This window comes from Candidatus Woesearchaeota archaeon (assembly GCA_016928155.1).
GTDB lineage: Archaea > Nanobdellota > Nanobdellia > Woesearchaeales > JAFGLG01 > JAFGLG01.
Genome location: JAFGLG010000017.1, coordinates 1 through 24,216, shown reverse-complemented (window position 1 = coordinate 24,216; position 24,216 = coordinate 1). Strand labels below are relative to the sequence as shown.

Annotated in this window: 20 protein-coding genes and 2 tRNA genes; 5 read left to right on the top strand and 17 right to left on the bottom strand. The window is 46.7% G+C overall.

Annotated elements, in window-relative coordinates; all coding sequences use genetic code 11:
* Positions 1-4 precede the first annotated feature (4 nt).
* Entirely contained in the window at positions 5-1,621 is a 1,617-nt protein-coding gene (locus JW968_07000; protein MBN1386686.1) for a hypothetical protein, read from the bottom strand.
* Between the two features lie 261 nt (positions 1,622-1,882).
* Between JW968_07000 and smc the strand changes: the two genes are divergently transcribed.
* Positions 1,883-5,380, top strand: a complete 3,498-nt coding sequence (smc, locus tag JW968_06995; GenBank protein MBN1386685.1) for a chromosome segregation protein SMC — start codon at positions 1,883-1,885, stop codon at positions 5,378-5,380.
* On the opposite strand, the gene JW968_06990 is transcribed toward smc, so the two are convergent.
* From JW968_06990 to JW968_06965, 6 genes are all read right to left on the bottom strand, one after another.
* A complete protein-coding gene (locus JW968_06990; protein MBN1386684.1) occupies positions 5,370-6,491 on the bottom strand; it encodes a glycosyltransferase family 4 protein in 1,122 nt (373 codons plus the stop codon). The two genes, smc and JW968_06990, sit on opposite strands and share 11 nt — an antisense overlap.
* A 1-nt stretch (position 6,492) precedes the next feature.
* A complete protein-coding gene (locus JW968_06985) occupies positions 6,493-7,137 on the bottom strand; it encodes a PIG-L family deacetylase (GenBank protein MBN1386683.1) in 645 nt (214 codons plus the stop codon).
* Between the two features lie 55 nt (positions 7,138-7,192).
* Positions 7,193-7,291, bottom strand: a tRNA-Gly gene (locus JW968_06980).
* Positions 7,292-7,332: 41 nt separating this feature from the next.
* Positions 7,333-8,406: a DHH family phosphoesterase gene (locus JW968_06975; GenBank protein ID MBN1386682.1), complete on the bottom strand. Its 1,074-nt coding sequence runs from the start codon at positions 8,404-8,406 to the stop codon at positions 7,333-7,335.
* A complete protein-coding gene (locus JW968_06970) occupies positions 8,396-9,355 on the bottom strand; it encodes a HesA/MoeB/ThiF family protein (protein MBN1386681.1) in 960 nt (319 codons plus the stop codon). Before JW968_06970 ends, JW968_06975 begins: the two co-directional genes overlap by 11 nt.
* A gap of 29 nt (positions 9,356-9,384) precedes the next feature.
* A complete protein-coding gene (locus JW968_06965) occupies positions 9,385-9,561 on the bottom strand; it encodes a hypothetical protein (protein ID MBN1386680.1) in 177 nt (58 codons plus the stop codon).
* Positions 9,562-9,816: 255 nt separating this feature from the next.
* Here JW968_06965 and JW968_06960 point away from each other — a divergent pair, with 255 nt between their 5' ends.
* Positions 9,817-11,037 carry a hypothetical protein gene (locus JW968_06960; protein MBN1386679.1) on the top strand — a complete coding sequence of 407 codons (1,221 nt, stop codon included), beginning with the start codon at positions 9,817-9,819 and terminating at the stop codon, positions 11,035-11,037.
* A gap of 62 nt (positions 11,038-11,099) precedes the next feature.
* Here JW968_06960 and JW968_06955 read toward each other — a convergent pair whose 3' ends face one another.
* The 7 genes from JW968_06955 to JW968_06925 all read right to left on the bottom strand — a co-directional run bounded on the left by JW968_06955 (position 11,100) and on the right by JW968_06925 (position 19,437).
* On the bottom strand, positions 11,100-13,628 hold the full coding sequence (locus JW968_06955) for an alanine--tRNA ligase (protein MBN1386678.1): 2,529 nt from the start codon (positions 13,626-13,628) through the stop codon (positions 11,100-11,102).
* Between the two features lie 40 nt (positions 13,629-13,668).
* On the bottom strand, positions 13,669-14,007 hold the full coding sequence (locus JW968_06950; GenBank protein ID MBN1386677.1) for a hypothetical protein: 339 nt from the start codon (positions 14,005-14,007) through the stop codon (positions 13,669-13,671).
* Positions 14,008-14,142: 135 nt separating this feature from the next.
* Positions 14,143-14,724, bottom strand: coding sequence for an HDIG domain-containing protein (locus JW968_06945; GenBank protein ID MBN1386676.1), 582 nt, complete (start codon positions 14,722-14,724; stop codon positions 14,143-14,145).
* A gap of 16 nt (positions 14,725-14,740) precedes the next feature.
* Complete coding sequence (locus JW968_06940) at positions 14,741-15,793, bottom strand: diguanylate cyclase (protein MBN1386675.1); 1,053 nt, start codon at positions 15,791-15,793, stop codon at positions 14,741-14,743.
* Between the two features lie 183 nt (positions 15,794-15,976).
* Positions 15,977-16,372 (bottom strand): hypothetical protein, encoded by a 396-nt coding sequence (locus JW968_06935; GenBank protein ID MBN1386674.1) that lies wholly within the window; start codon positions 16,370-16,372, stop codon positions 15,977-15,979.
* A 149-nt stretch (positions 16,373-16,521) separates the two neighbouring features.
* Positions 16,522-17,454 carry a nucleotidyltransferase family protein gene (locus JW968_06930; GenBank protein MBN1386673.1) on the bottom strand — a complete coding sequence of 311 codons (933 nt, stop codon included), beginning with the start codon at positions 17,452-17,454 and terminating at the stop codon, positions 16,522-16,524.
* An 84-nt stretch (positions 17,455-17,538) separates the two neighbouring features.
* Positions 17,539-19,437, bottom strand: coding sequence for an ATP-dependent DNA helicase (locus JW968_06925; GenBank protein ID MBN1386672.1), 1,899 nt, complete (start codon positions 19,435-19,437; stop codon positions 17,539-17,541).
* Positions 19,438-19,698: 261 nt separating this feature from the next.
* Between JW968_06925 and JW968_06920 the strand changes: the two genes are divergently transcribed.
* The gene (locus JW968_06920) at positions 19,699-19,974 is read left to right on the top strand and encodes a hypothetical protein (GenBank protein MBN1386671.1); all 276 of its coding nucleotides are present in this window, start codon (positions 19,699-19,701) and stop codon (positions 19,972-19,974) included.
* Positions 19,975-20,031: 57 nt separating this feature from the next.
* Here JW968_06920 and JW968_06915 read toward each other — a convergent pair whose 3' ends face one another.
* Positions 20,032-21,483, bottom strand: a complete 1,452-nt coding sequence (locus JW968_06915; GenBank protein ID MBN1386670.1) for a DHH family phosphoesterase — start codon at positions 21,481-21,483, stop codon at positions 20,032-20,034.
* Positions 21,480-21,935, bottom strand: coding sequence for a 30S ribosomal protein S15 (locus JW968_06910; GenBank protein MBN1386669.1), 456 nt, complete (start codon positions 21,933-21,935; stop codon positions 21,480-21,482). The genes JW968_06915 and JW968_06910 overlap by 4 nt, the downstream gene beginning before the upstream one ends.
* A 203-nt stretch (positions 21,936-22,138) precedes the next feature.
* Between JW968_06910 and JW968_06905 the strand changes: the two genes are divergently transcribed.
* Positions 22,139-23,158, top strand: coding sequence for a stage II sporulation protein M (locus JW968_06905; GenBank protein ID MBN1386668.1), 1,020 nt, complete (start codon positions 22,139-22,141; stop codon positions 23,156-23,158).
* A 215-nt stretch (positions 23,159-23,373) separates the two neighbouring features.
* Here JW968_06905 and JW968_06900 read toward each other — a convergent pair.
* Positions 23,374-23,524 (bottom strand) — tRNA-Gln (locus JW968_06900).
* A 240-nt stretch (positions 23,525-23,764) separates the two neighbouring features.
* On the opposite strand from JW968_06900, the gene JW968_06895 reads away from it, so the two are divergent.
* Complete coding sequence (locus JW968_06895) at positions 23,765-24,010, top strand: hypothetical protein (protein ID MBN1386667.1); 246 nt, start codon at positions 23,765-23,767, stop codon at positions 24,008-24,010.
* Positions 24,011-24,216: the final 206 nt, after the last annotated feature.

Here is a 24,216-nt window from a genome sequence, read left to right as displayed (position 1 = left end):
CAAATCATTCTTTCTGGCCATTTTTCTCCAAGGGCTCCAATGTGCATCTATTCTGATAGATGATTATGCCCTCCTCATCGTATACTTCCTCAAAACACACCTCATCAACATATCTGAGACCCTCAATGCCATAGAATCCAGCTGCTCTGGGGCTCATCATGATAAACTCGGCGTCATACTTCCCGAAGATCATTATCGCCTCAGTCTTGAACATGGTGGTGAAAAGGTCAGTAAGGTCGGCATACCTGATCTTAGCGTCCTCAATCAGCAGGAAATTCGAATCCAGGATATTCTTCCTCTTCGCAATGTGGTTTATCTTATGCCCGTCATCCATCATTGATACCAGAGTGGCATCCTGAGGCAGGCTGTCCCTTGCCCACTCAAGGGCAGATATCTTGGCTTCTGTAGTCGAGTCAAGGATCTCCCTCTGAGCAATCACATAGGAAGGGAAGACAGTTGTTGCCAGAATCAGGATGATCAGGACAGAGTGCCCGATATACCTCAGCCCGGCGAACCTGGTCTTCCGGACAGCACTGTCGAAATGACCAAAGAAAAGGCCCACAAGGATAGTGAGGACAAGCCCGAAAAACACAAGCCCTGTCTCAAGCTTTATCAGCCTCAGCCAAAGGAGGATGGCGACAGAAAGGGTGAAGCCGCCGACAAGATAGATATCCTTGTTCTTCTGGGTGAAGAGGTACCTGTAGATCGTGTAAGCACCAATCACAAAAGAGATGCCCCCGATCAGCCCCAATATCTCAAAAAAAGAGATCTGCTGGAAATAGAGATCCAATACCTGCGGAGGGACATTCTGCCATATCACATGGATGCCGTGGAACAAAAAGGCTTTTTTGAAGATAAGGAACTCCACCCATATTATCAGGAAAAGCGAGAACAGTATGACCTCGATCTCTTTGCGGAGCAGCCTCAATCCCTGGAGCTTCGCCAGGAAGATATAGAACACAAGGCCTATGATGAAGAGGAAAGCGGTGGAATGGATGAGAGGCAGGATGAAAATCAGGATGATGAACTGGTTCATGAAAAGATCCTCTTCGATCCGCATATAGCAGTATATGAGATAGAATATGAGCGGGACAACAAGACTGAGGACAGAGACTGAATTGATCGTTGTCTTGATATAGACAGGGACGAAGGCACTCAATGCAGAGGATGCTAAAGCTGACATGCCTGACCTGGTTATCTCATAGGTGATGAGAAAGATGATGACAACAACAGATGCAGCAAGGAGATTCGGAATGACCTTGAACACAATGGCTGACGGAAGGAAAAGACCGAAAAAGGCAAGAAAATAATGGAACAACGGAGAGAATATCGCGAGCCTTCCCTGAAAACTCAGCGTATCATTGAATATGGGGAATCCTGTCTCTTGGATCGACTCAACCTGACGCATGCTGAAATACGCAAGGTCATCTGAATAATACGGGGCCTGATACGCAAGATATATCCTCAGGCATGAGCAGACAATGAAAATCAGAGCAAGAACTATCCAATACCTGAGCCCAATGCCCCGGCCATCAGCGCTTTTAGAAGCATTTAAAACATGTCTGGAAGGCTTTTTGGCATTCTTGACCCTAGTTCCACGCTTCTGCTGAGATCTCCCCATTATCCTGCCAAGCTCTCTCCCAAACCTTAAATAGTTTTAGCAACTCTTTTAAATACACAGCCTGCAATATATGTCTTTCAGCCGATAAATATCCTGCTGATAATTTTGGTAAAAATGGTTTATACGCCTTTTATGCCAAGAATTCTGCATTTATACGGATTCTGGCTGAGAGAAAGATTTAAATATTATAACCAGAAAACAAGGCTCAGGATAGACGTGTCCATATAAAAAATTGTCCATATTGAAAAAGAAGGGGTAACTTTGACAAAGATAAACAAACTCGTCTTACACGGATTCAAATCATTCGCCAAAAGGACTGAACTTATATTCGGAAACAAATTCAATGTCGTGCTTGGCCCGAACGGCTCCGGAAAATCGAACATACTCGATGCAATCTGCTTTGTTCTCGGAAGGTCAAGCTCAAAAGCGCTAAGAGCAGAGAAGTCAGCAAACCTCATCTACAACGGCGGGAAGTCGAAGAAGAGCGCAGCATTCGCAGAGGTATCGATATATTTCGACAATATGGACAAGACCTTTCCGACAGAAGACAAGGAGATAAAGATCACAAGGATAGTCAGGCCGAACGGGGTCAGCATCTATAAAATCAATGAAGAGAAGAGGACAAGACAAGAGATTCTAGACCTCCTGGGGCTTGCCAGGATTGACCCGGAAGGGTATAACATAATCCTACAGGGGGACATAGTCAAGTTCGTTGAGATGTCCCCCAATGACAGGAGGATGCTAATAGAGGAGATATCAGGCATTTCAAAATATGAGGAGAAGAGGCAGAAAGCCCTCATGGAGCTGGATAAGGTAGAGCAGAAGCTGAAGGAATCTGAGATAATACTCGGAGAGAGAGAAAACAACCTCAAGAATCTCAAGAAAGAGAGGGACCAGGCAGCAAAATACCAGAACCTCAACAGCAAGATAAAGACGAACAAGGCCACATTCCTATGGCGGCAGATAGAGAAGAAGCAGGCAGAGAAAGATGAGTTCGACTCGAGGGCCAAGAAACACCAGGAAAGGATAGACAAGGTCACCAAGGAGATCCACGAGCTGAAGACCAGGATGGCAGAGCTCAAGGAAAAGACAGATGCAATAAACAAGGAGATAGAGCAGAAAGGCGAGAAAGAGCAGGTGGACATGCACAAGCAGGCAGAGAAGATAAGGGTGGAGATCGCGACGCTGAAGAACAAGACAGAAGCCCTGAAGAACGAGATTCACCGGATAAACCAGAGGGAAGAGCAGCTCCAGAAACAGAAAGACGAGATAATCGAGAAGAAAAAGAGCCTTGAATTCGAGAGAAGCGAGCTGGGCAAACAGCTGAAGTCCAGGGAGAACGAGAGGGAGCTGATAAGCAGGAAGATAGATGACTTCAGGAAAAAGCATGACCTTCAGAATGCAGCAGAGCTAGACAAGGAGATAGAAGGACTCGACAAGAAAGCGGATGATATGCAGAAAGGCCTGGGCGACCTCAGGCAGCAGCAGCAGGACCTTCTCAGGGAGAAGGACAGGATAGAGTTCCAGGTCCAGGCAATAGACGAGAAGATGGAAAAAGTGCTGATGCTGGAGAAGGAGAACAAGGCCCAGATAGAGGACCTGAAACAGAAGAAGAAGGAGTTCAAGTCAGCGACCCTGGAGCTGAACCAGCTGCTCAACGAGGATTCAAGCCTGTCAGCGCAATTAGGCACAGCAAGGTCAAAGACACTCACGATCAACGAGGAGCTCTCTAAGCTCAGGGCGCGAGAGATGAGCATAAAGGAGATATCCCTCGGGGACACCGCCCTAAGGAAGATCCTGGAGCAGAGGAAGAGCATAAAAGGCATCTATGGTGCGGTATCAGAGCTAGGAGAGGTAAGCTCCAAATACTCGCTTGCGCTAGAGATAGCGGCAGGGCAGAAGATAAAGGGGGTTGTCGTGGAGAACGACGCAGTCGCAGCAAGATGCATAAGCTATCTCAAGGACAACAAGCTCGGGGTAGCCACATTCCTCCCGCTCAACAAGGTGCACGGCAAGCAGGCAGACCAGGCAGCGAAAGCCCTTAAGGACACAAGCGGAGTCCACGGGCTGGCAATAGACCTGGTGAGCCATGAGCCGAAGTTCAGGGGCATATTCTCATATGTATTCGGAAGCACAGTGGTCGTCGATGACATACAGACAGCAAGAAGGATAGGTGTAGGGACAGCCAAGATGGTGACACTCGGGGGGGACCTCACTGAGCTCAGCGGGGCCATGAAAGGCGGTTACAGGTCGACCAAGAGGCAGGGCTTCAGCTTCCAGGAGAAAGAGGTCATCAAGGACATCTCCAAGAGAGAGAAAGACCTAGAGGACCTGGAAAGGATGGTGTCAGCCCTCGAAAGCAGGAAAGAAGAGAACGAGAAGAGGATCGACAGGCTGAGGCAGCTCAAGGTGAACCTCGAGGCGGACATAATAAAGATAGAGAAGACACTCCACCTTGATTCAGGTGACATGGATGTCTCGAAAAAACAGAAGAAGGAGCTGAACGACAGGACAGGCAGCGTCGACAAGCAGATGAACATGGTCCAGAGCAAGATATCGGAAGGCAACCGGTCGCTGGCCGAGCTGAAGATGAAGAAGCAGGAGCTCAGGGACAAGATAAACGAGCTGAGGAACCCGAGGCTGCTGGCCGAGCTGAACACATTCGAGCAGAAAAAGAGCGAGCTGAACGAACAGATAAGCAAGCTGCAGATAGAGACAAGCAACATCGATGCGCAGACAAAGAACATACTGGACCCAGAGAATGCCAGGATAGACAGGCTGCTGGCAGACCAGAAGAAAGAGAAAGCGGACTTCGAAGGCCAGATCAAAGACAACCAGGGCATGATGGCCGGGCTGGATACAAAGCTCAAGGAGAGCGAGAAGATCGAGAAGAGGTTCTACGAGCAGTTCAAAAGCCTTTTCACAGACAAGACAAAGATAGACACAGACATCAAGAAGCTTGACGACAAGCTGACAGCGCTCTTCGAGCAGGAAAGGAAAGAGGACCACCTTATAAACTCAATAAACCTTGAGAACGCCAGGGTCAAGGCAGACCTCGACAACCTCCAGAACGAATTCAAGGACTATGAAGGGGTCAGCCTGGACAAGCAGAAATCAGAACAGGACCTCAAGAGGGAGATAAGCCAGTTCGAGAACATGGTGCAGAACCTCGGTTCAGTCAACCTCAAGGCACTTGAGATATACGACAATGTCGAGCATGAATACAAGAACCTGCACGAGAAGAAGAAGAAGCTGGAGACAGAGAGGTCCGACGTGTTGCTCATGATAAACGAGATAGACACGAAGAAGAAAGACCTTTTCCTCAAGACATTCAATGTGGTAACAGAGAACTTCAAGAACATATTCTCACAGCTGTCCACAAAAGGAGACGCTTACCTTGAGCTTGAGAATGAGAAAGAGCCGCTCGCAGAAGGGGTCAGGATAAAGGTAAGGCTATCAGGAAAGAAATTCCTTGACATAAGAAGCCTCTCAGGAGGCGAGAAGACCATGACAGCGCTGGCATTCATATTCTGCATACAGGAACATGAGCCGGCGTCATTCTATGTGCTTGATGAAGTGGATGCAGCGCTGGACAAGAAGAATTCAGAGAAACTGGCAAAGCTCGTCGCACAATACTCTGACAGGGCCCAATACCTCATGATAACACATAATGATTCCGTTGTCTCAGAAGGAGAGATACTCTACGGCGTCTCCATGGACGAACACGGAGTGAGCAATGTCGTAAGCCTCAAGGTCTGAAGCCATCAAAAACCATATTCAGCTCCTTCATCGTCTTTGACCAAGGATATTTCCTGACAATGGTCTCGCGGGCCTTCTTACCTATGCTTCTCCTCAATGATTCTGACCCGATGAGCATGTCAAGCCTTCTGGCAAGACCATTGGCGTCACCAAAATCGAAGAAGAAACCATTCTGCCCATCCCTGATATAATGCCTTATGTAACCGACTTTTGTCGATACAACAGGCAAGGCGCAGGCCATGGCCTCCATGGTGGCAAGAGATGAGGTCTCTGTCAGTGATGGCATGACAAATATATCAAAAGCCCTGAGATAGTCCTGCACATTATCCACATTCCCAGTGAAAATGACACGTTTGTTCGTGCGGGACCCAAGCTCCTCAATGCCCGTGCCGACGATAACAAGCCTGACATCATCATGCACCCTTGAGATTATATCAAAAGCCTCATACAGGGTAGGAAGATCCTTCTCCCTCCCAAGCCTCCCTGTGAATCCTATGATAATATCATCCCCAAAAGAAAGCTTCTTCTTAGCATCAGCCTTTTTTGCTGACGGCCTGAACTCTTCTGTGTTGATGCCCAGATGCACGACATGTTTCTTTGTCCTGATACCTTCCTTAGTGAGCAATGAGCCAATCTCTTTCGAAGGGACAAGAAGAAGGTCAGCCTTATTGTAGAGGCTGCGGGCGAGGCTTTTTGTTGTATGCTTCACAATGCTTTTGGCATACCTGTGCAGCTTGATGGATTTCTCAAAAAGCTCCCATTCAATGGAATGCACATAGCAGACAAGAGGCTTGCCATACCTCTTGGCATAATTCACAGCAAAAAAACCTATCGGGCCGAGAGACTGGGAGAAGACCACATCACAATCTTCCACCATCTCCCTTATCTTCCTCATGCTGGGCTTAGCAGGGCTGTAATCACCCACATGAAACCCGAAAGTGGGGAGCAGCTCGGCAGAGACTCCCCTGATGCCCATGCTCTTGCCCGGGAATCCGGGGCCGATGACGCTTATGTCAAAATTCCTGGCGAGCCCCGGAAGAATCTCGTGCAGGAACCGCGATATCCCATCCCACCTCGGCAAGTAATTGTCAGTCGCAACCAATATCCTCATTCTATCTCTCCTTATAGAACTTCTCAGCCCATCTGCAATGATTCTTGAGACCGAAATAAAACGCCTTCCAATAGACCGAAGTCATCAGAGTGAAGATGGTATTCCTCTGGCTCCTGAACATGAAAATCGCCTTGAGCTTCTTCCTGAACTGCCCGGTGATATCAACGTACATCTCAGGAAGGTCCTTGCTCTTCCTGAACGGTGTCCAGACGTCGAATGTATAAAGGTCTGACTTCAGGCCGAGCCCATCATAAGCCTCAAGGACCAGAGAATGTACAGCCTTGTGGTCGGGGTGGGCATCATTCGCTGAGTGGGTGAATACCTTATCCGGCTTTGTCTTCCTGAGAACCTTGATTGTCTCCTCAAGGACCTGCTTATTCCTGATCTCCCTATCGACATTCATGTCCTCAAGACCGAAGTAGACAGTCTTCCTGACACCGATGAATCTCGAGACCTCAAGCCATTCCTTCTTCCTCATCCCTTTTGTGATGTTCTTCTTCAGAAGTATATTGCTGCTTTCCCCATAAGAGAAGATGACACAGGTCACATCATGGCCTTCCCCGATGTATTTTATCAGTGTCCCGCCAAGACCAAATACATTATCATCATCATGGGCTGTGAATACAACAATTCTCGGTCTCCTCATGAGAACAAAACATGCGAGATGTCATTAAATAATTTTCGGTAAGGAAAGAATCAAATGCGCCGACCGGGACTTTCGCATAGAGTTTCGAACCCGGATAAACGGCTGACTTCACCTGCTTGGAAGGCCGCTGTCATAGCCATTAGACCATCGGCGCATCGTGTTCCGGAGAAATGAAGCATTAATAAAGATTGCGGTTCAAACGCCCAGCTCACCCCTGAGCTTTTCAACAAACTGACTGAAATCACGCTTCTTCACATTGGCGCCGCAGGCATTCCTGTGGCCCCCACCATAACCCTCAGCAACAGTCAAGGCAGATTCCAAAGCTTCCCTCAAGTCATGCTCCTTAGACGATCTCAAGCTCAACTTGATCTCCTCATTCTTCTCGCGTCCGACAAGGATGATCCTTTCAGGGAACATGTAAAGAAGCTCATTGGAAAGATCAGATGTGAAGCTGGTCTTGTTCGCGTGGTAGATATGCACGATCATCCCCTTCTTCTTATCACCGGGCCCGTGCTTCTCCACTATCTCGCGCATGATAGAATCATACTCTTCCTTCTCCTTAAGATATTTCTTATATATGAACCTGCCGCGGTCGGTTGCCTGATCAAGTATCTCAACCGGAGACTCAATCCTTGTGAGGATCTTAATGCACTTGAAGACCTCAGTTGTCTGGCCCTTGAGGATGTATGAGAGTATCCTTATCAACTCACCCAGCCTAGAGGCAAAATAAGCATCCTCGGGCTTCTTCACATCCTCGCCCACCAGTTCAGGAAACACTTCCCTGAACCTGTCGAAGAAATCAGGAAGATGCCAATCACCCACACACCCCACAGCAGCGATCCAGAGATTATTCTTATCCTCAAGCTTCGGGTCAACCACCTTATAGCACCAGTAAGTCGTAGGCCTGTTGTCAGAGTCCTCATGCTTCCTCGGATTGAAATAATGGACATTCGAGTGAGAGATATCCTGGACCTCATGATGATCAAGCCAGACAATATCAGCCTTTATCTCATCAAAGAACTCATCGCTCACCATGGGCTTGTCGAGGATGAAGACCTTGTCAGCACCGAACTCAACAGCTTTCCTGGCCATCTCCTTCTTTACCTCAGGAGCGACCTTCAGGATTATGCCCTTGCCCTCTCTCTTATACCTGTACAACAGCAGGAAACTGCAAAGGCCATCGACATCGTCATCAAAATAGAAAAGGGGCTTGCTGCAATCATCAAGATGCCCCCTGATACTATCCAGTTCCTTATCCTTAAGCGCCATGAACACCCACCCTGTAAATCCTTTCAGATATATCCCTTATCTTCCTGACATCATCCAATGCCTTGAACATGAGCTCGCCATGCCTGTGGACTATTATCTCACCATGCTCATCAATCACGAGCAGCATCGGAGTCTCCATCACAACCTTGAAGCGCTTCTTTATGCTGTCAAGATCGAGCTTCTGCGACTTCAGGGGTCTTGCGGAATATGCTGCTTTTGTCTTGCATCTCTCGACAGTAAAACCGAACTTATCCGCCCCGCACACAGGGCATCCCGGCCTTTTCTTCACCTTGATCCTGGAGAGCTCCCCCTTCCACACATCCAAAATCATCAGATCCCTGGAAGCCGGATGACCAGTAAGCATCTTTATGGCTTCTGTGACCTGCAAAGAGGCGATCATCGGCGGTATGGTGTTGATGATGCCAGACGATGTGCAGTCAGACTCAGAAACAGCATCCCCAATGATGCATCCCAAACAAGGCCCTTCATGCGAGACAAACATCATGCCCCTTGTCTGGACAACGCTGCCAAAGATGAATGGGATAGAATGAGCATATGCATAACTGCTGATCAGGAGTCTTGATCCAATATTATCAGTCGCATCAATAATCAAATCGCAATCAAGGAGGTCCAGATTACCCTCATTGAGCCGGGCATCATAGGACTCCACTTCAATACCAGAATTGATCAGTGCAAGCTTCTTCTCAGCAACAGAAACCTTGAGCTTGCCAATATCTTTCTCATCAAAAAGGCATTGCCTCTGGATATTAGAGAGCTCTACTTTTTCGTCATCAACCAGGATGAGCCTGCCTATCCCCGCCCTTGCCAAAAGTTCAGCTGAACAGGATCCAAGAGCGCCTACACCAATAATAGCCACAGAAGATCCAGTGAGCTTCTTCTGGCCGTCCCTGCCAATTTCCGTCAATGCTACCTGTCTGGAATATCTCATCTTGATCTCAACAGAATAATCCCCTGCTTTTAAAGCTGATCCGGGTCATCAATAAGCTCCTTGAGCCTCTTGGCCTGCTCCTCAACAGTTATAAGCAAACTGGTATCAGCAAAATACTCTTTGGCACAGTCTGCACAGTAGAAATCGCTTGAGTCCTTGATGCAGAAATCAGCCTTCTCATGACAAATGATGCATTTTTTAGGCATAAAAGGGGGATAAGTGGAGCATTTTTAAATGTGACGGAAATATCAGCTTATTGCAGCCTAAAAACATCAATCTTCTGAAAATCCATTGAAAATGATCATCTTCTCATACAGATATTCTTTCCTTATAATAATTGTCTTTTCTGGCAATAATTATATCCTCTTGCAACGATCACATCTTCTTATAATGATCATCTTTTCTTATAATGATCATCCACTTCATATATCTTTAAAAAAACAGGGATAAATGAATGCAAGATGCCAAGACTCTGCCTTAAATGCAAATCTGAAACAAGAGGATCAGACTATTGCCCGAGATGCAGCAGGCAGATGACAGCATACAGGACAAAAAGCTTCATTGAGAAATTCTCAGACAAGAAAGAGATGGAGTCAAGCAGCCCAGGGGTGTTTGTAGGACTGCAGGAATATCCAAGGCTTTCAGTAGGGATACTCAATCCGATACAGAGACAAGATGCATGGCAGTATGATTCCCCCAAGTTCTGGTCTGAATCGGATTTCCGCATTGAGAAGATAATGGATTTCAGGAGCAGCGTGATAAACTCGCGCGGATTCACAATAGCAAAGAGATTCGACAAGCAAGTAGAGATGGCACAAGAAGTGGCGATGGCATCAAAGCCAGTGGATGTGGAGGTAGAATTCAAGAAAAGGCCATTCTTCCGCATGAACCTCGATCCATTCTCACCGCCAGTCGGGGCTTATGGCGACATTGAAAGAGCAGAGATTACAAGCAGCCCTTCGATAAATACAAAAATCGAGAAGGTTGTCGGCGAGACAGACCTGAGAGCAGTCGAGGGAGTCAAGATACTCTACGAAAAGCAGATCGATGAGAACCAGATAATCAAACTGCTTTCTGTGGGGACACTTGGGGTGGGGGCTGACAGAAAACTTGTGCCGACAAGATGGAGCATAACAGCAACAGATGACATGGTGTCCAAGTTCAGGGTCGAAGAGGTCAAGAACTTCTCAGAAGACGGCAATTATGCTTACTTCGGGGGCTATCTGGGAAATTATTATCTGATCCTTTTCATCCCGGGAGTGTGGAGCTATGAGCTGTTCGAGATATATGCCGGGTCAGGCAAGGAAAAAGAGCTGAAATACTCAACAGACCACGAATTCTTTGGGGGAAGGAAGGATTATGCGCAGAATTGTGTCGGCGGATATTATGCAGCACGCTTGGGTATTGCAGACCTGATGAGATGCAAGAAGTTCCAGAGCTCTGTGCTATGCCTCAGGTTCATAACAGATGAGTATTATGCGCCGCTCGGCGTTTGGGTGGTGAGAGAAGCGACGCGCAAGGCGCTGAAGGCAAAACCGCTGGAATTCGGCGACAAGGACCTGATGCTGCATTATGCAAAGATATTTGCGCAGAAGAAATTTGGCATCGATCTGGATGGGATATTCAGGAAAAGTCTGCTGTTGAAGGAGTTGAAGACGCAGAAACGTCTCAGCCAATTCTAGCATATACCCGATCCGCCAACCTTATCCTCTCAACCAGCAGAATGGCACTAATCAGGATAGGATTATTTCGGCAGCTTATCAGCCATATCTGCCAATTCTTTCCTGAAGCGCTCGATAGTCTTGACAATATGCTCTGGCTGGGTCTTGTAGATCCCGCTCAGATTCTGCACAGGGTCGCCTTCAATCTTCTCTTGTGAGACAAGCTCTGGATTGAACTCAGGATCAGGACTTCCTTTCTTGATTATCTTCTTGGCACGCTTCCACTTCTCAAAAAGCTCCTGGCCATGTGAAGCCAGAAGATCCTCGTCAACACCAAGGATTCCAGTCAGCTGCTCGACCAATGCCTTGGATTCGCTCAATGTATCAAGAGCAGCATCACCTGCAGTGAACTCAATCCTCACAATGCCATCCTGGATCTTAGTGGATCTCAGGATCTTTATCTGCTGAATCTCACCAGTGAGATCCACATGGGTGCCGCCGCATGCTTCAATGTCAAAATTAGAATAATCAACAACACGGATCTCCTTGCCAGGAACAGCACCACCCTGATAAAGCCTGAAGCCATACTTTGATTCAGCCAAGTTCCTCTTCATGAAAGATTTGTAGACAGGCTTATTAGCCGCTATCATCTCATTAGCAAGTTCCTCAATCTTCTGCAAATCCTCTTTTGATATCTGCTCATAATGCGTTATGTCAAGTCTTGCCTTATCAAGACGCTTCTCAGCACCTGCCTGCCAGATATGGCTCCCAAGAATCTTCCTTGCAGCGCCATTTATCAGATGAGTAGCAGAATGATGCTGGGTGAGCTGCAATCTTCTGGAGAAATCAATCTTTGAATGAATCTTATCGCCTTCCTTGAATGAAGGATTCTCGAGGAAATGCAAAATGTGCGGGCCCTGCTTCTTTACGTCAATGACCTTGATATCATCCATGGTGCCGATATCATGATCCTGGCCGCCAGAAGTTGGATAGAAAATGGTCTGATCCAGGATGACAATATTGTCGATGACCTTGATGACCCTGCTTGTCAGCTCGCATATCTTGAAATCATCAAAGTATAATGCCTTTGTATCCGGCACACCATGCAGATCATAGACCTTCTCCTTCTCTTTAGCCTGGGATGTCTGCTCATGCTGTTCTGCAACCAGTGCATAAAAACGATCAGGGACCTCAATATCCTTACCATGGGATTCAGCCTCATCGCTTATCAGGTCAGGGGTTATGCCATGACTATCATAAAGCTCGATCAGCTTCTTTGTATCAATATCCTGCTCTCTCTCAAATATCCCCTTGACAATCCTCCTTGATTTCTCAAGAGTCTGATAGAATTTCTTCTCTTCGACATCAAGGATCTGCTCGACATCATCAAGGTTCTCACTGAGTTCCGGAAATATTGGCCTGAGATAAGAGGCATGCAGCCTGCAAAGCTCAGGAAGCCTGATGTTCCAGCGGTTCTTTTCGATGAACTGCAATGCACGCCTCAATATGACCCTGAGATTATATCCTCCACCCACATTGCTGGGAAGAGCTCCGTCGGAGATTGCGAATAACAACGAGCGTGAATGCTCTGCAACACTGTATAATTGAGAAAGAGGGATGATGCTCTGCTTCAGACTGCTCTTGCTTATACATGTCTTTTTTGAAACTTCATCCCAAGCCTTGTCGATGTTCTCCACTTCATCAACATTGAGGTAAGAGGCATATGGCAGGAATTTCTTCATGATACTATCATCAATCTTGATTCCAGTCTCCTTATGCAGGAATTTTGTGACTGTGGGAAATGTTGTCTCATAGCTTGTGCTTGTTGCTTTGGTGAACCAAGCGTTTCGCTCATGGCCCATACCCATATCCAGCACCTTAAGATTCAGCTCCTTGTTGCCTCCAGGAGTCTGCTGGTACATCATATAGACCTGATTGCCAAGCTCTAAACCTCTCGAGAAAAATTCCATGCAAGGGCCGAAGTTTCCGCCGCCTGCCCAAGCATCCTCATGGAAGATTATCTCCTCGTTCGGGAGGCCTAATCCTTCCTTAAGCCAGGTGTGGATATCGCGGAAATACTGGTCCTGATTCCAATTCTCGGGAGGCATGAAGGCATGCTGGCCGATCATCACAAAGCCAGTGTAATGCGCGCCTGTGATGCCGACATTATCAATATCATTGAACCTCAAGCAGAACTGCGGGACTACCAACGGGTTAGCTGGCGGATCTATTGTCCCATTCACCACATAAGGCTGGAAGTCATAGATGGATGCCTGCACGAAATCAGTATCATCACGCCACCTGGCGACAACAGGATAACGCTTAATCGGTGTGTATCCAAATTTGCGGAAGAGCTCTGCAAACCTCTGCCAAGCTTCGATATAATCCATCCTGTTCTTGGCAGGAGAACCCTCAAAGAACCTGAATCCACCAGAGCATGCCGGATCACCGCATACCTTGCTGTCCTTTATTGCCCAGAAAGGCTTGGAGCACTTTGTGCAGATCTTCCTGATGAAGCCTTCTTCTTTCAGGACTGAAGTCGCATAGTACTTATCAGGGTCATCCCATGCTGTTTTCCTGAAATCTGCCTTGATCTGCTTGTCAGGGATCATGATTTTGAGAAGCAGGTGAAGCTTTAAATATGTTATGGTGCTATTTTAATAACCTGATCCTGCCTTTTTCCTCAATCAGGTCACCGCTGTCTATCAATTGATTGATGAGGTCTTCGCTGTAAGATTCCGCGAGCTTGACAAAGTCAATCGGTCCCAGTTTTTTTACAACTTCCAGAAGTTCCTCTTTCTCATTCTTCTTCATACTGCCGAGATGCTCAAGGACTGCATCGATATGCTTGCAGGTGCCTCCCACTTTTCTTGCGCGGAAGAGATATTGGGCACAAGTACAGCTCTTCTTCTTAGGATCAACTTCATAGAACTGGTTCTTCTGGGAAGAGCTTGGGATCCTGTAACCATCCTTTGTCTTGATAAGTCTCATTTTGTGCAGATGCTCAGCAAGCAGATCCTGAATATATTGTCTCAGAGCGTTTCGAATTCATCATGCGATCAGCCGGGGATAACCTCATCATCGACAGGGCATCAGAATCAGAACTTGTTTATATCTTTTACCTTATTATCTTATATTCCTTACCTTATTATCCGCTCCGATGAGCTTCATGACACGGTTGTGGAACTGAAGAACACGCTTCCCGAGGCCTTTCTGGAATGACTCATATCTCCTGGATTCCCTAACAATACCCACAACTCTACCCTCATGAAATCTCAAGTCTGCATAGGAAATGATGATCTCCTCCTTGGTCTTCGGCATGAAATCCTTCTTCGGGAGGGGGAGATTCTGCCTGATAATATCAGACCTCCGTAAACCAGCACCAATATGATTCAGGCAGACATCCTGGTATCTCCTTGAAAGCCCTTCTTTCTTGAGGATCCTTGCACCTTCGATGCCATGCCTGATATTGTCCTTGGCAAATGGGGGATATCTAAATCTTCCAATATCATGCAGAAGTGAAGCTGATGCCACAAATCCAATGTCAATATCATGACCATTCTTGACTGCTTTCTTCGCATAAGCGACGGCAAGCTTGCTCAGTCTCTTTGCATCAGATGAGACAATCCTGTAAGATCCTTTTGTACCAGACTTTGAATATCTCTTAAGAAGCTTCAGGGCAAACTCTTCTGTTATAATATCTTTCATCAGAAATAAACAATCTTCACCTAATAAAAATGTTTTGGAGGACAGCAGGACCGGTCAATGGATGATGCTGCACCGCATGCTCCAGATTCTCGGGTTCCTCTACCCGACCACAGGCAAGAATCAAGTTTCCCCCATCCTTTTTTGCCTGCCTGGAGATCTGATCCGCCTCTGAGATCCATTCTCTTGCCTCTGCCATAAAATCCCTTTGCGAATCCCTTGGCCTGAACTGCACAATGCCAGCACTGAAAGTGAGCTTCTCGAAATGCATGCCCGGATCGATGTCTTCAAGATTCAGGTTGTATATCGCTGATTGGATAGCGAGAGCCTGTTCCATGGCTTCAGAGTATTCGCTGTCCCCTCTCCTGCCAGGGAGGAGCACCAATAATTCGTCTCCGCCATACCTGATACCCTTGTCATCAGGACCGAGATTAGAAAGGAGGGTGTGTCCAATCAGAGCCAGCACCTCATTTGTGGCGATGCTGCCATACAGCTTGTTGAACCTGCCGAACTTGTCGAAGTCAATGAAAATGAGCGAAGACAGAGCGGGCCGCCCGCCATCTTGGCAGGCATAAACATTCCTGATCTCCTGTGCGACCAGCGGTTCTGCAAGACGAGGATTATACAAGCCAGTCCTCCAGCAGATATCCCTTTCCTTCATGAGTGAAATCACCATCCTCTCCTTCTGCCTGTCCAGCCTCTCGACCGATCTCTTGAGAGACTCAGACCTCGCAGAATATTCTTCAGTAAGGCCAAGACATCTTTTCCTGCTGCCGATATATTCTTCTGCTGACGGGATCTCAAGCGCAGGGATGGCATACTCTGTCCTCATCTGTGTGTCGACGGCAAACAAGACATTGTTGATCATATCCCTCCTTGCCGGAGGCTCTATCCCGACAGTGCTCTGCCCGAATTTCAGGATATCAGTCAGGCTCTGCTCGACCTTTGCCTGCATCGCGACCATCTGCTGGTGGGCTGCCAAGAGGTCATTCCTGAAAACTTCATAGCTTTGTATCCTGCTGTCAAGCTCACAGGCGATATCATACAACTGGGGGACGGGTTCTGAAGCCATATTATCCGCATTGCACAGGTTGATTTAAATTATTTTTGGGGATGTGGAGATGATATCAGTCACTGTCATCACTGTCGTCATGGACAGTGAAAAAAAAAGAAAGCGGCTCCCTATAAAGGGTTTTTAGGGGTGGGGAGTGATTGAGTAGAACACAGCATAGGGAGCCTTGCTGAGTGTCATGTGTCATATCAGTGACTTTCTGTTCACCTCTTGAATCCACATCAATCCAATCTTGATCAGCACCTTGTTGAATCTTGTCGAAACCTTGTAGACCTTCTTGTACATGTCATAATCGATAAGGCCCATTGATTTCATCGGAGTGAGTATCCTGTCATAAAACTGCCTCTTGTTGTAAGAGATCTTCTTCGCTTTTGATTTCAGGGGGCCTTCCGGCTCTTCCAGCAGGTTGCCCTCATGCAGCTTGGTGGCAAACATCGACATCTCTGTCTTTCCCATCACTCCGTCATTTGCCTTCATGGCATTTATGAGCAGCTTTGCAACTATGACCTGCTGCTCGGTCGCAAAAATGATTTCGTAAATATCATTCGGCAAGTGATATTGGTCAAATAATATTACCATCTTAATAGCTATAAAATACGACTGATATATAAATGTTACTATTCTGTATACTAGTTAGGGGGAAATGTATAAGAAAAAATATATTTTTTTATGAATCATGTATGAAAATAATAAAAATCAGACAGAATCAGACAATCTGCTAACTAAAATCAATCATGCTTTAAATGCACAGATTCTGCAATCTCCCTAAGCTTCTGAAGATCATCTTTGATATCTATATCCAGCGCAAATGCAGCTGCATCCCCACCCCTTATCTCGATGAATTTGAGGCTTGCACCAAATATCTTCGGAGCTCTGTGTTCAAGCTCATCAACACCCAGGCTACCTAATTTATACTTCACAATCAGATTTGTTATATCAAGCACATTCCTCATAAAAAAATATGCCGCTGCAAACCATGGTCCGGGGTAAGTCCTCAGAGAAGCTGCTTTCCCAAAATTTTTCCGTAACAATGGAGAATCCAATGATCCGTCAGCCAAGAATATGCTCGCATCACGGAAACCATATCTCCTGCCAATGGAATAATCCTGATCCCTCCCGATGCCCGGATCATGATCAGGCACCAGACGAAAGTATCTCCTGTCCAGTCCAAGACGACCAACCTGGTCCTGGCAGACAATACCCATGTATAGATCATGTTCCAGACCATAGCTGATACATCTGTCAACGAACCTATCTACAGCTGTCCTGCCTTCCCTTCCAGTCTCGTGGATCAGGGGGAGATCGCATGCCATCACGAGAGCATGACCTGAAGCACCAGCCTGCCCATAAGCAGAAAAAAAATTATGCACAGGACTGTTCCCTTTCCTGACCGGCACAAATGTCACCGGAGTACGGCATTGACAAACATCAATGATGTTCTCAAGGCCAGGCAGGCCTGCGACGATGATATGATCAACACTCGTGCTCTGATCAAGCGCAGCCAAAACCCTGCCGATGAGAGGGACATAAGAATCCCCATCACCCACATTGATCAGAGGCTTATAAGTATTCCAGAGGAAATCCTTCCTGTTTATCGCATTATATATCTCAACATCCCTCTGCCTGCAATCATCCTGCCCCGCAAGAACAATGGCCTTCATAAACCGGGGGGATTACGCTCCCATTAAATATATTATTGCGCTGGAAAAGAGAGGTTCATAAATGCAAAGTTAATGCAAATTCTTTCATTCACTGAAGAAATCAGAGATGAGCTTTCTGTAATCCCTTGTCACAGTCATCTTGGTGTCAGCTGGGAAATGCCTGTAATAGTTCTTCCATGCAAAACGCTCGTCAAGAAAAATCACGAGACCGCGATCTGTCTCAGACCTGATGCACCTGCCAGCAGCCTGCAGGCATTTGGAGAAGGCTGGAGCGATATAACCATAGTCCCAGCCCTTGCCGAACTTGGCATCATAATAATCGATCAGCGACTTGATCTCAAGGTCCGGCTGCTGGAGCGGCAGGCCAACGACAACGACAGCCTTGAGGAGATCACCAGGGAGATCAATGCCTTCATAGAAATTCCCACCTGACACAGCGAGCAGGACAGCGCCGGAATCATTATAGCTCTTGAAATTGTCGAGCATCCCGAACTTCTCGTCCTTTGTCATCTCAGGCTTTTCGAGAAAGACAGTCTTGCTGATATCCATCAAAGAATAGATCCTATCCCTCAGAGAATAGCTCGGGAAAAAGACCACTATGTTACCCGGGACCAGGCTGATGATCTCCGACACAATCTCCGCAATCCTCCTGAATTCCCTGTCATTCCTCCTGTCAAACTTCGTTGTCGTCTCATTGACTATCACGGTGAGCTTGTTCTCTTCAGGGAACGGTGACCTGAAAGAGATTATCGCTGTGTTCTCAGGAAATCCCAGCAGATCGGCATACATGTCTGTCGGGTTAAGCGTGCCTGACATCAGGATAGAGGAATGCGAATTCTCCACCACCTCTTTTGTGAGCATGCTCGGGTCAAGGCAGCGGTAAGAGAGCTGGACAAACGGCTCTTTTCTCAGCTCACGATATGAGATTATCCTGACAAAACCATCATCAGGGCCAGGCCATTTCTCGAGGAAAGACGCTATCGCACCAATCGAAGAGGATTTGTTCATCTCCCTGACTGATTCAGCGACAGAACTGAGGTCCGCAACAATCTCATCATAATCCTTGATGGCAGCGATCCTGTCTATGAAATCCTGCTTATCAATGATCTTCTCCCTCCTGCTTAGGTTAAGATCAGACGAGAGATCGTTAACCACATTCTGGATAGATGTCAGCAGGTCGATCGTCTCTGAATACTGCATCTTCTTCGCCTCATACAGGGCCTTCCTGATGCTGAAATTGGATATCTTCTCGCTCATCAATGCCCTCATGCGCCCAGGAAGATTATGGCCCTCGTCGACGATGATTATGGAATCATGCAGGGTCTTTCCAGACCTGATGAAGAATGATTCCCTTATCTTCGGATTGAAGACATAATAATAATCAGCGATTATCACGCTCGACCTTGCAGCGATCAGCGCAGCCACCTCATAAGGGCAGAGCTTATGGTCCCGGCACAGGCTTATCAGCTGATCAGTATGCATAGGTCCCCTGCTGTCAATCTCAGAGATGGCAAGCGAAGCCTCTTTTGTCGGTCTAGAGCCTTTCTTCGTGTTCTCATAGAATTCGCATGTCCCCTCTTCCCTGAGATGCCTGCAGTACTCCCTGAACTCATGGGAGTTCAGAAGAGAGATGCCCGGCTGGAGACACATCCATTTCTTGCCGATGATATCTGTGACAAAGAATTCCTCTCCGAACCTCTCCTTGATCTCTTTCAGCGTATCTATCGCAATCCTGTGCTGGGTGTGCCTTGAAGTGAGAAAGAAGACAGTCTTCTTATGCTTCAGACTGTATGAGAGAGCAGGACCAAGGGTGGCCACTGTCTTGCCAAGACCTGTAGGGGCATGCACGACAATGTTGCTCCCTGATTTCAAGGATTGCTCAACAAGCTCAATCATCCTGTTCTGGATATCCCTAACTTTCTCATATGGAAAGAAGATATCCCTCATGCTCCCATTGCCCTTATCAACTGATGCATCAGCCATTAAAACCCCCTAAATCTGCAATTAGGACACCCCTATTATAAGATTTGCCCTTTACCCACACACGATCAGCAGCATAAAGACGTATGAAAATTATTTCCCGGATTATATACTAAAAAATATAAATATTTAAAATATCCTTCTTTTCCCTACTTTAGTAATATATATAATAAACTATATAAATACTGGTTTTATCCTTGTTTTGTCTTAGCATAAAACAGGAAAAAAGGGGTCGAGAAGCAACACACAATCGGGGGTATAAAGATGAACAACAGCGAGATTTTCAATGTCTTTTTCCGCGAAAAGCCTGCAATGATGCTAGTCGGCCTCAGGAATGCCAAGAATGAGATCTATGCCTCTTCACTGGCAAAGCAGATAGACTGCACTTATTCTCACGTCGTCAAGATGCTCCAGGAGATGGAGAAGGCCCAGCTCATCAATTTTGACAAGCAGGGACGTCTGAAGCTCCTCACCCTCACCAAGAAGGGACAGGAAGTCGCTGACCATATAGACGCGATAAGGGCCCTGCTAAACAAATAAAGCACTGCAGAAACTTCCTATCTGGACGACAGACAATCAAATAAACAGATCCTAGAGCTATCCAACACTCTCACTCATAAGCTCCTCTTTCAACACAGACCTGACCTGCCTGATGAACTGCTGTTCCTTTGACGAGGGGATCAATGCACCGGCAGCAGACATATGCCCTCCGGACTGGCCCCCCAGATTCCTCATTGACCTGTCAAGGAGATCCTTCAGATCATAATCCCTCTTCTCTGAGGAGAAAGAGCGTCTCATCGATATCTTGGTGTTGCCGTCAACCTGCTGCGCCATAGCCACCACGAGGGTATCCCTGGAAAAGCCTGATTTGGCTATCATTGAAGCCAGAGTGCCCACTATCGTCGGCATCACATTATCCTGGGCATTCACTATCACAAAACCATCACCCTCAACCACAAGACCTGACTTATTCTTCCTCTGGGCCTCAAACCATTTCATGGCGACAATCAGCTCACGCCTGTAGGAATTCATGTTAGCGATCGCTTTGTTCAGATACTTCCTGTCGCCGAGGCATGTGCCGATACCAAGCGAGGCTTTGCCGAGCCTGCCGCAGGAATTCAGAAGAGTCGCGAATTCCCTCGCATCCCTAGTCGGGCTCTCCTTCTCCTCTTTCGGCAGTACATAGATTGTGCCGAGTATGTCTTCCGGATTGTCCTCAGACATCCTCTTCATGATAATGCCTCCGATAAGCCTCTTCATCTCTTTCCTGTCCAGATTGACAAGCTTCTTCCAGGCAGAACCTTTCTTCGGGTCAATCCCAAGACCCCTGAGAAACCCGATAGCATCTGTCTCAGAGCCAGTAACTCCAGGTATGAAAGGATCCATGCTGTTGGCCAGGACCTTGTATAATGGTTTTGTCTGGACACCAAAAAGCCTAAGACCCCTGAACACCGAGATGTTCCCGGCCTTCAAAGCATCTTTCAGGATGATATCATTGAGATGGTCGAAACCATTATGCTCCTGCAGGTCACCGATAGCCCCGACAATGGCGATATGCGCCATGTCCTCGTTCCTCCTGTCCATGGATCTTGCAAAGAAATAGACAACGCCGCTGCCAGAGATGCCTGCTGTCCCATCGATGCCGCTCAGATGCGGGTTCACATGAGTTATGTTTTCTGGGACCCTTATCCCATGGCCAGGCCTGTGATGATCAAGGATGAAGACATCCCGTCCCTTCAGATACCTGACGACGAGGTCAAGCTGGCCGCTCCCGAGGTCAGTGAAGATGTAATGCTTATGGTCCTCATTCATCAGGACCTCTGCAGAATTCTTATCCAGATTATGGATGATGGAGATGGAATAGGGCCGCTTCTCCCTGGACAGCGCCCTTATCATCACTGCAGCAGCCGAGATGCCGTCTGCATCCAGATGGGAGATTATCCTTATGTTCTCATTCTTCGGGATTGCCCTGAATCTCTCAACTGCCAGGTCCACAGAGCTGAAGAAACCAGAGAAGTCCTTTTCCCCTGAGCCTTGCCTGACCATCATTCAATCAGCAGGCCTATGTTCTGGGAATCATAGTTCCAGTCAGCCGGGAGCTTCTTCGCCCTCTTATAATATTTCACGAGCCTCTTGATCTTGGATTCGGTGAGGGTCTGGCCTCTCAGTGCAGGCATGTCCTTCGCGTTCTCAGTAAGATGCTTCCTGATGTTCACCAACTTCTTGAGGAGCTGAGTCAGGTCTTCAGGCAGCTTCGGAGCAGCCTTCTTCTCGACGAGAATCTGATTTATCTTCCTTTTGCAGATTATCCTGACGCTAGGGACACCATAGACATCCCTAAGGATCAGGCCGATCTGGCTCGGGCTCTTGCCCTCTTTCGCGAGCTTGGCTATAAGCATCTCAACTTCCTTGTCCTTGTACCTGCTCCAACTCGGAGCGACTTTCTTTATGGGTTTCTTTGAACCAGACTTGCCTTTCTTCCTTGAATACATCCTTGCCATTTTTTTGCCTCCATCATCTCGGAGACCAGAATGAGATATCAGATCTCCGGCATAAGCGAGCTTGCACCAGCTTATCCATGAATGATTCCTGGAGAAAAGGGTGGTTTTTAAATTTTTTTGTATATAATTTCTATATAGAAAAATAATATTATCCTATTTTCTGTTTAAAAATATTTTTAAATCAACGAACAAATAGTGGTCATATGGTACTTGAGCACCTTTTCCCAGAAGACTGGCTAGAAAAGAAAATCAGGTATTCTTTCATCCTCGCATTCGTGTATTCATCATTATCTATTGTTGCAGCCAGGCTGCTCTTCAAGTCGAATTCAGGGATAGTCAGCATAGCATTCACGTCACTGCTGCTGCTGCCGTATCTAGAGAAGCTTTTTGAGAAGGAAGAGAAGATCGAGCTGAAAGAAAAAAGCTTCACACTGCGCAAGCTGTTCAGAGACAACAGGAAAACCGTGAAGGTCTACTTCTCTCTCTTCTTCGGGATCTATCTTGCGTACCTGCTCTTCTCATTCATACTCCCCCAGCTCGGGATAGACATACTCCCCATCTTCAAGGAACAGCTGAGGCTCGAGGGGGTCACAGGAAACCTGATATTCACAAAATCATTATTCATACAGATTTTCCTGAACAACTGGTGGGTGCTGCTCGCCTGTTTCCTCCTCTCGCTGATGACCGGAGACGGAGCAATATTCTTCATAACCTGGAATGCATCCACGTGGGGCACAATACTCGGATACAGGGCCCTTGCAGCAGGGCTTGCCGGATACCATGACCCCTGGACAAACCTCCTCATCATCGTCGTCTTCACATTGCCGCATCTTGTGCTGGAAGGCGGGGCATATATCCTCGCTGCAATATCAGGATCAGTCATATCCGATGACATAATCTCAAAATCACAGGAGATACGCAAGTTCCTCATGGTGGCAGCAGGGGCAGGAATAGGCTATTTTTTCCTGTTCATACTCATACGGCAGATGTTCTCAGGGATATTCGCAGGGTTCCTAAACATCGCATTGATGCTCTTCATAATACATTCCCTCAACATGATATTCGATGACAAGAAGCACAAAGAGGTGTTTGTCTACAACTATTACCTCCTGGTCATCGCCATACTCATATTCATGCTCGGAGCCCTTGTTGAGACATTCGTGCTTGGGAATATAGGTGCCCTGACAAAAGTCTATGCAGCGAGCAGCATGTTCGCATTCTGAACCGCAATATTTTTATATCCCTTATTTCTGACGCCGGTCATGACCGGCCGGGGTGAGATCATGTTCGATGAAGACGAGTATTATGATGATGAGACAGACCATAATGATGATGAAGGCCATGATGACTATGACACCTCTGATTTCGATGATGATGAATGAAGCTCCATTCTATCCATATTTTTTATCATAAGAAACATAATCATCATAAGAAAAAATAGCCCCGCCCGGACATTCGATCCAAAGCAAGCTTCGGACTTTCGAACCGAGGTCCACGGATGTCTCCAAATCAGGTCAAAACCCGACATGCCAGAGTCCGCGATGAATGACCTGGAATTCTGTTCCAATTGGCCACTACACTACGGGGCTGCATAGCCTTGATGGAAAATGTTCTGTTTATTAATTTTATGCACAAAAAGTACAGAAGGACTCAAGCAAGCGCTCCGATGCATTGCAGAATCAGAAAAATAGGGCCAACACCAAGGTTCCAGGGTTGATATATGCCAAAGCTAGAAATCAGCTTGGACCAATACTATGCTTTGGTTGACATGAGCCAGAATCGGATGGCCAGACCCAAACAAATATAAGGATGATATCACTTTTTTTATTATGGAAGAAACAAATCATTTTTTCTTTGTTGCAGTTGTCGCAATAGTGGCAATTGTTTGTCTTGTTGCCTTAAGCTCTATACAGAAGGATTTGGGGGCATACGCTGTCTATGACTATGATTTCCCTGATAATACAGATGAAAATATTGCAGGTTTGGGCAGATCGAGTTTTGATCTGCAATTGAGTGTTGTTCCGGCCTTGCCTTCTGAAACAGGCATTTCCCAAAATTTGCAGCATAATAAATAACAAAAATCGCACTAATCCCCAACCTAAACACTAAAAAACCAAGGTTTTCTGTGTCCTAAAACTACCTTGTATCTTTATGAGTTCGGAGTATCTGATCGTGCGATTTGTCAAAATAGTGGCAAAGGAAAAAAAATCATATTTCGGCTCCAATTTACACCCGAACCACTATTTTGAGCACCCTGAAATTCCGCCTTAAATCCTGATTT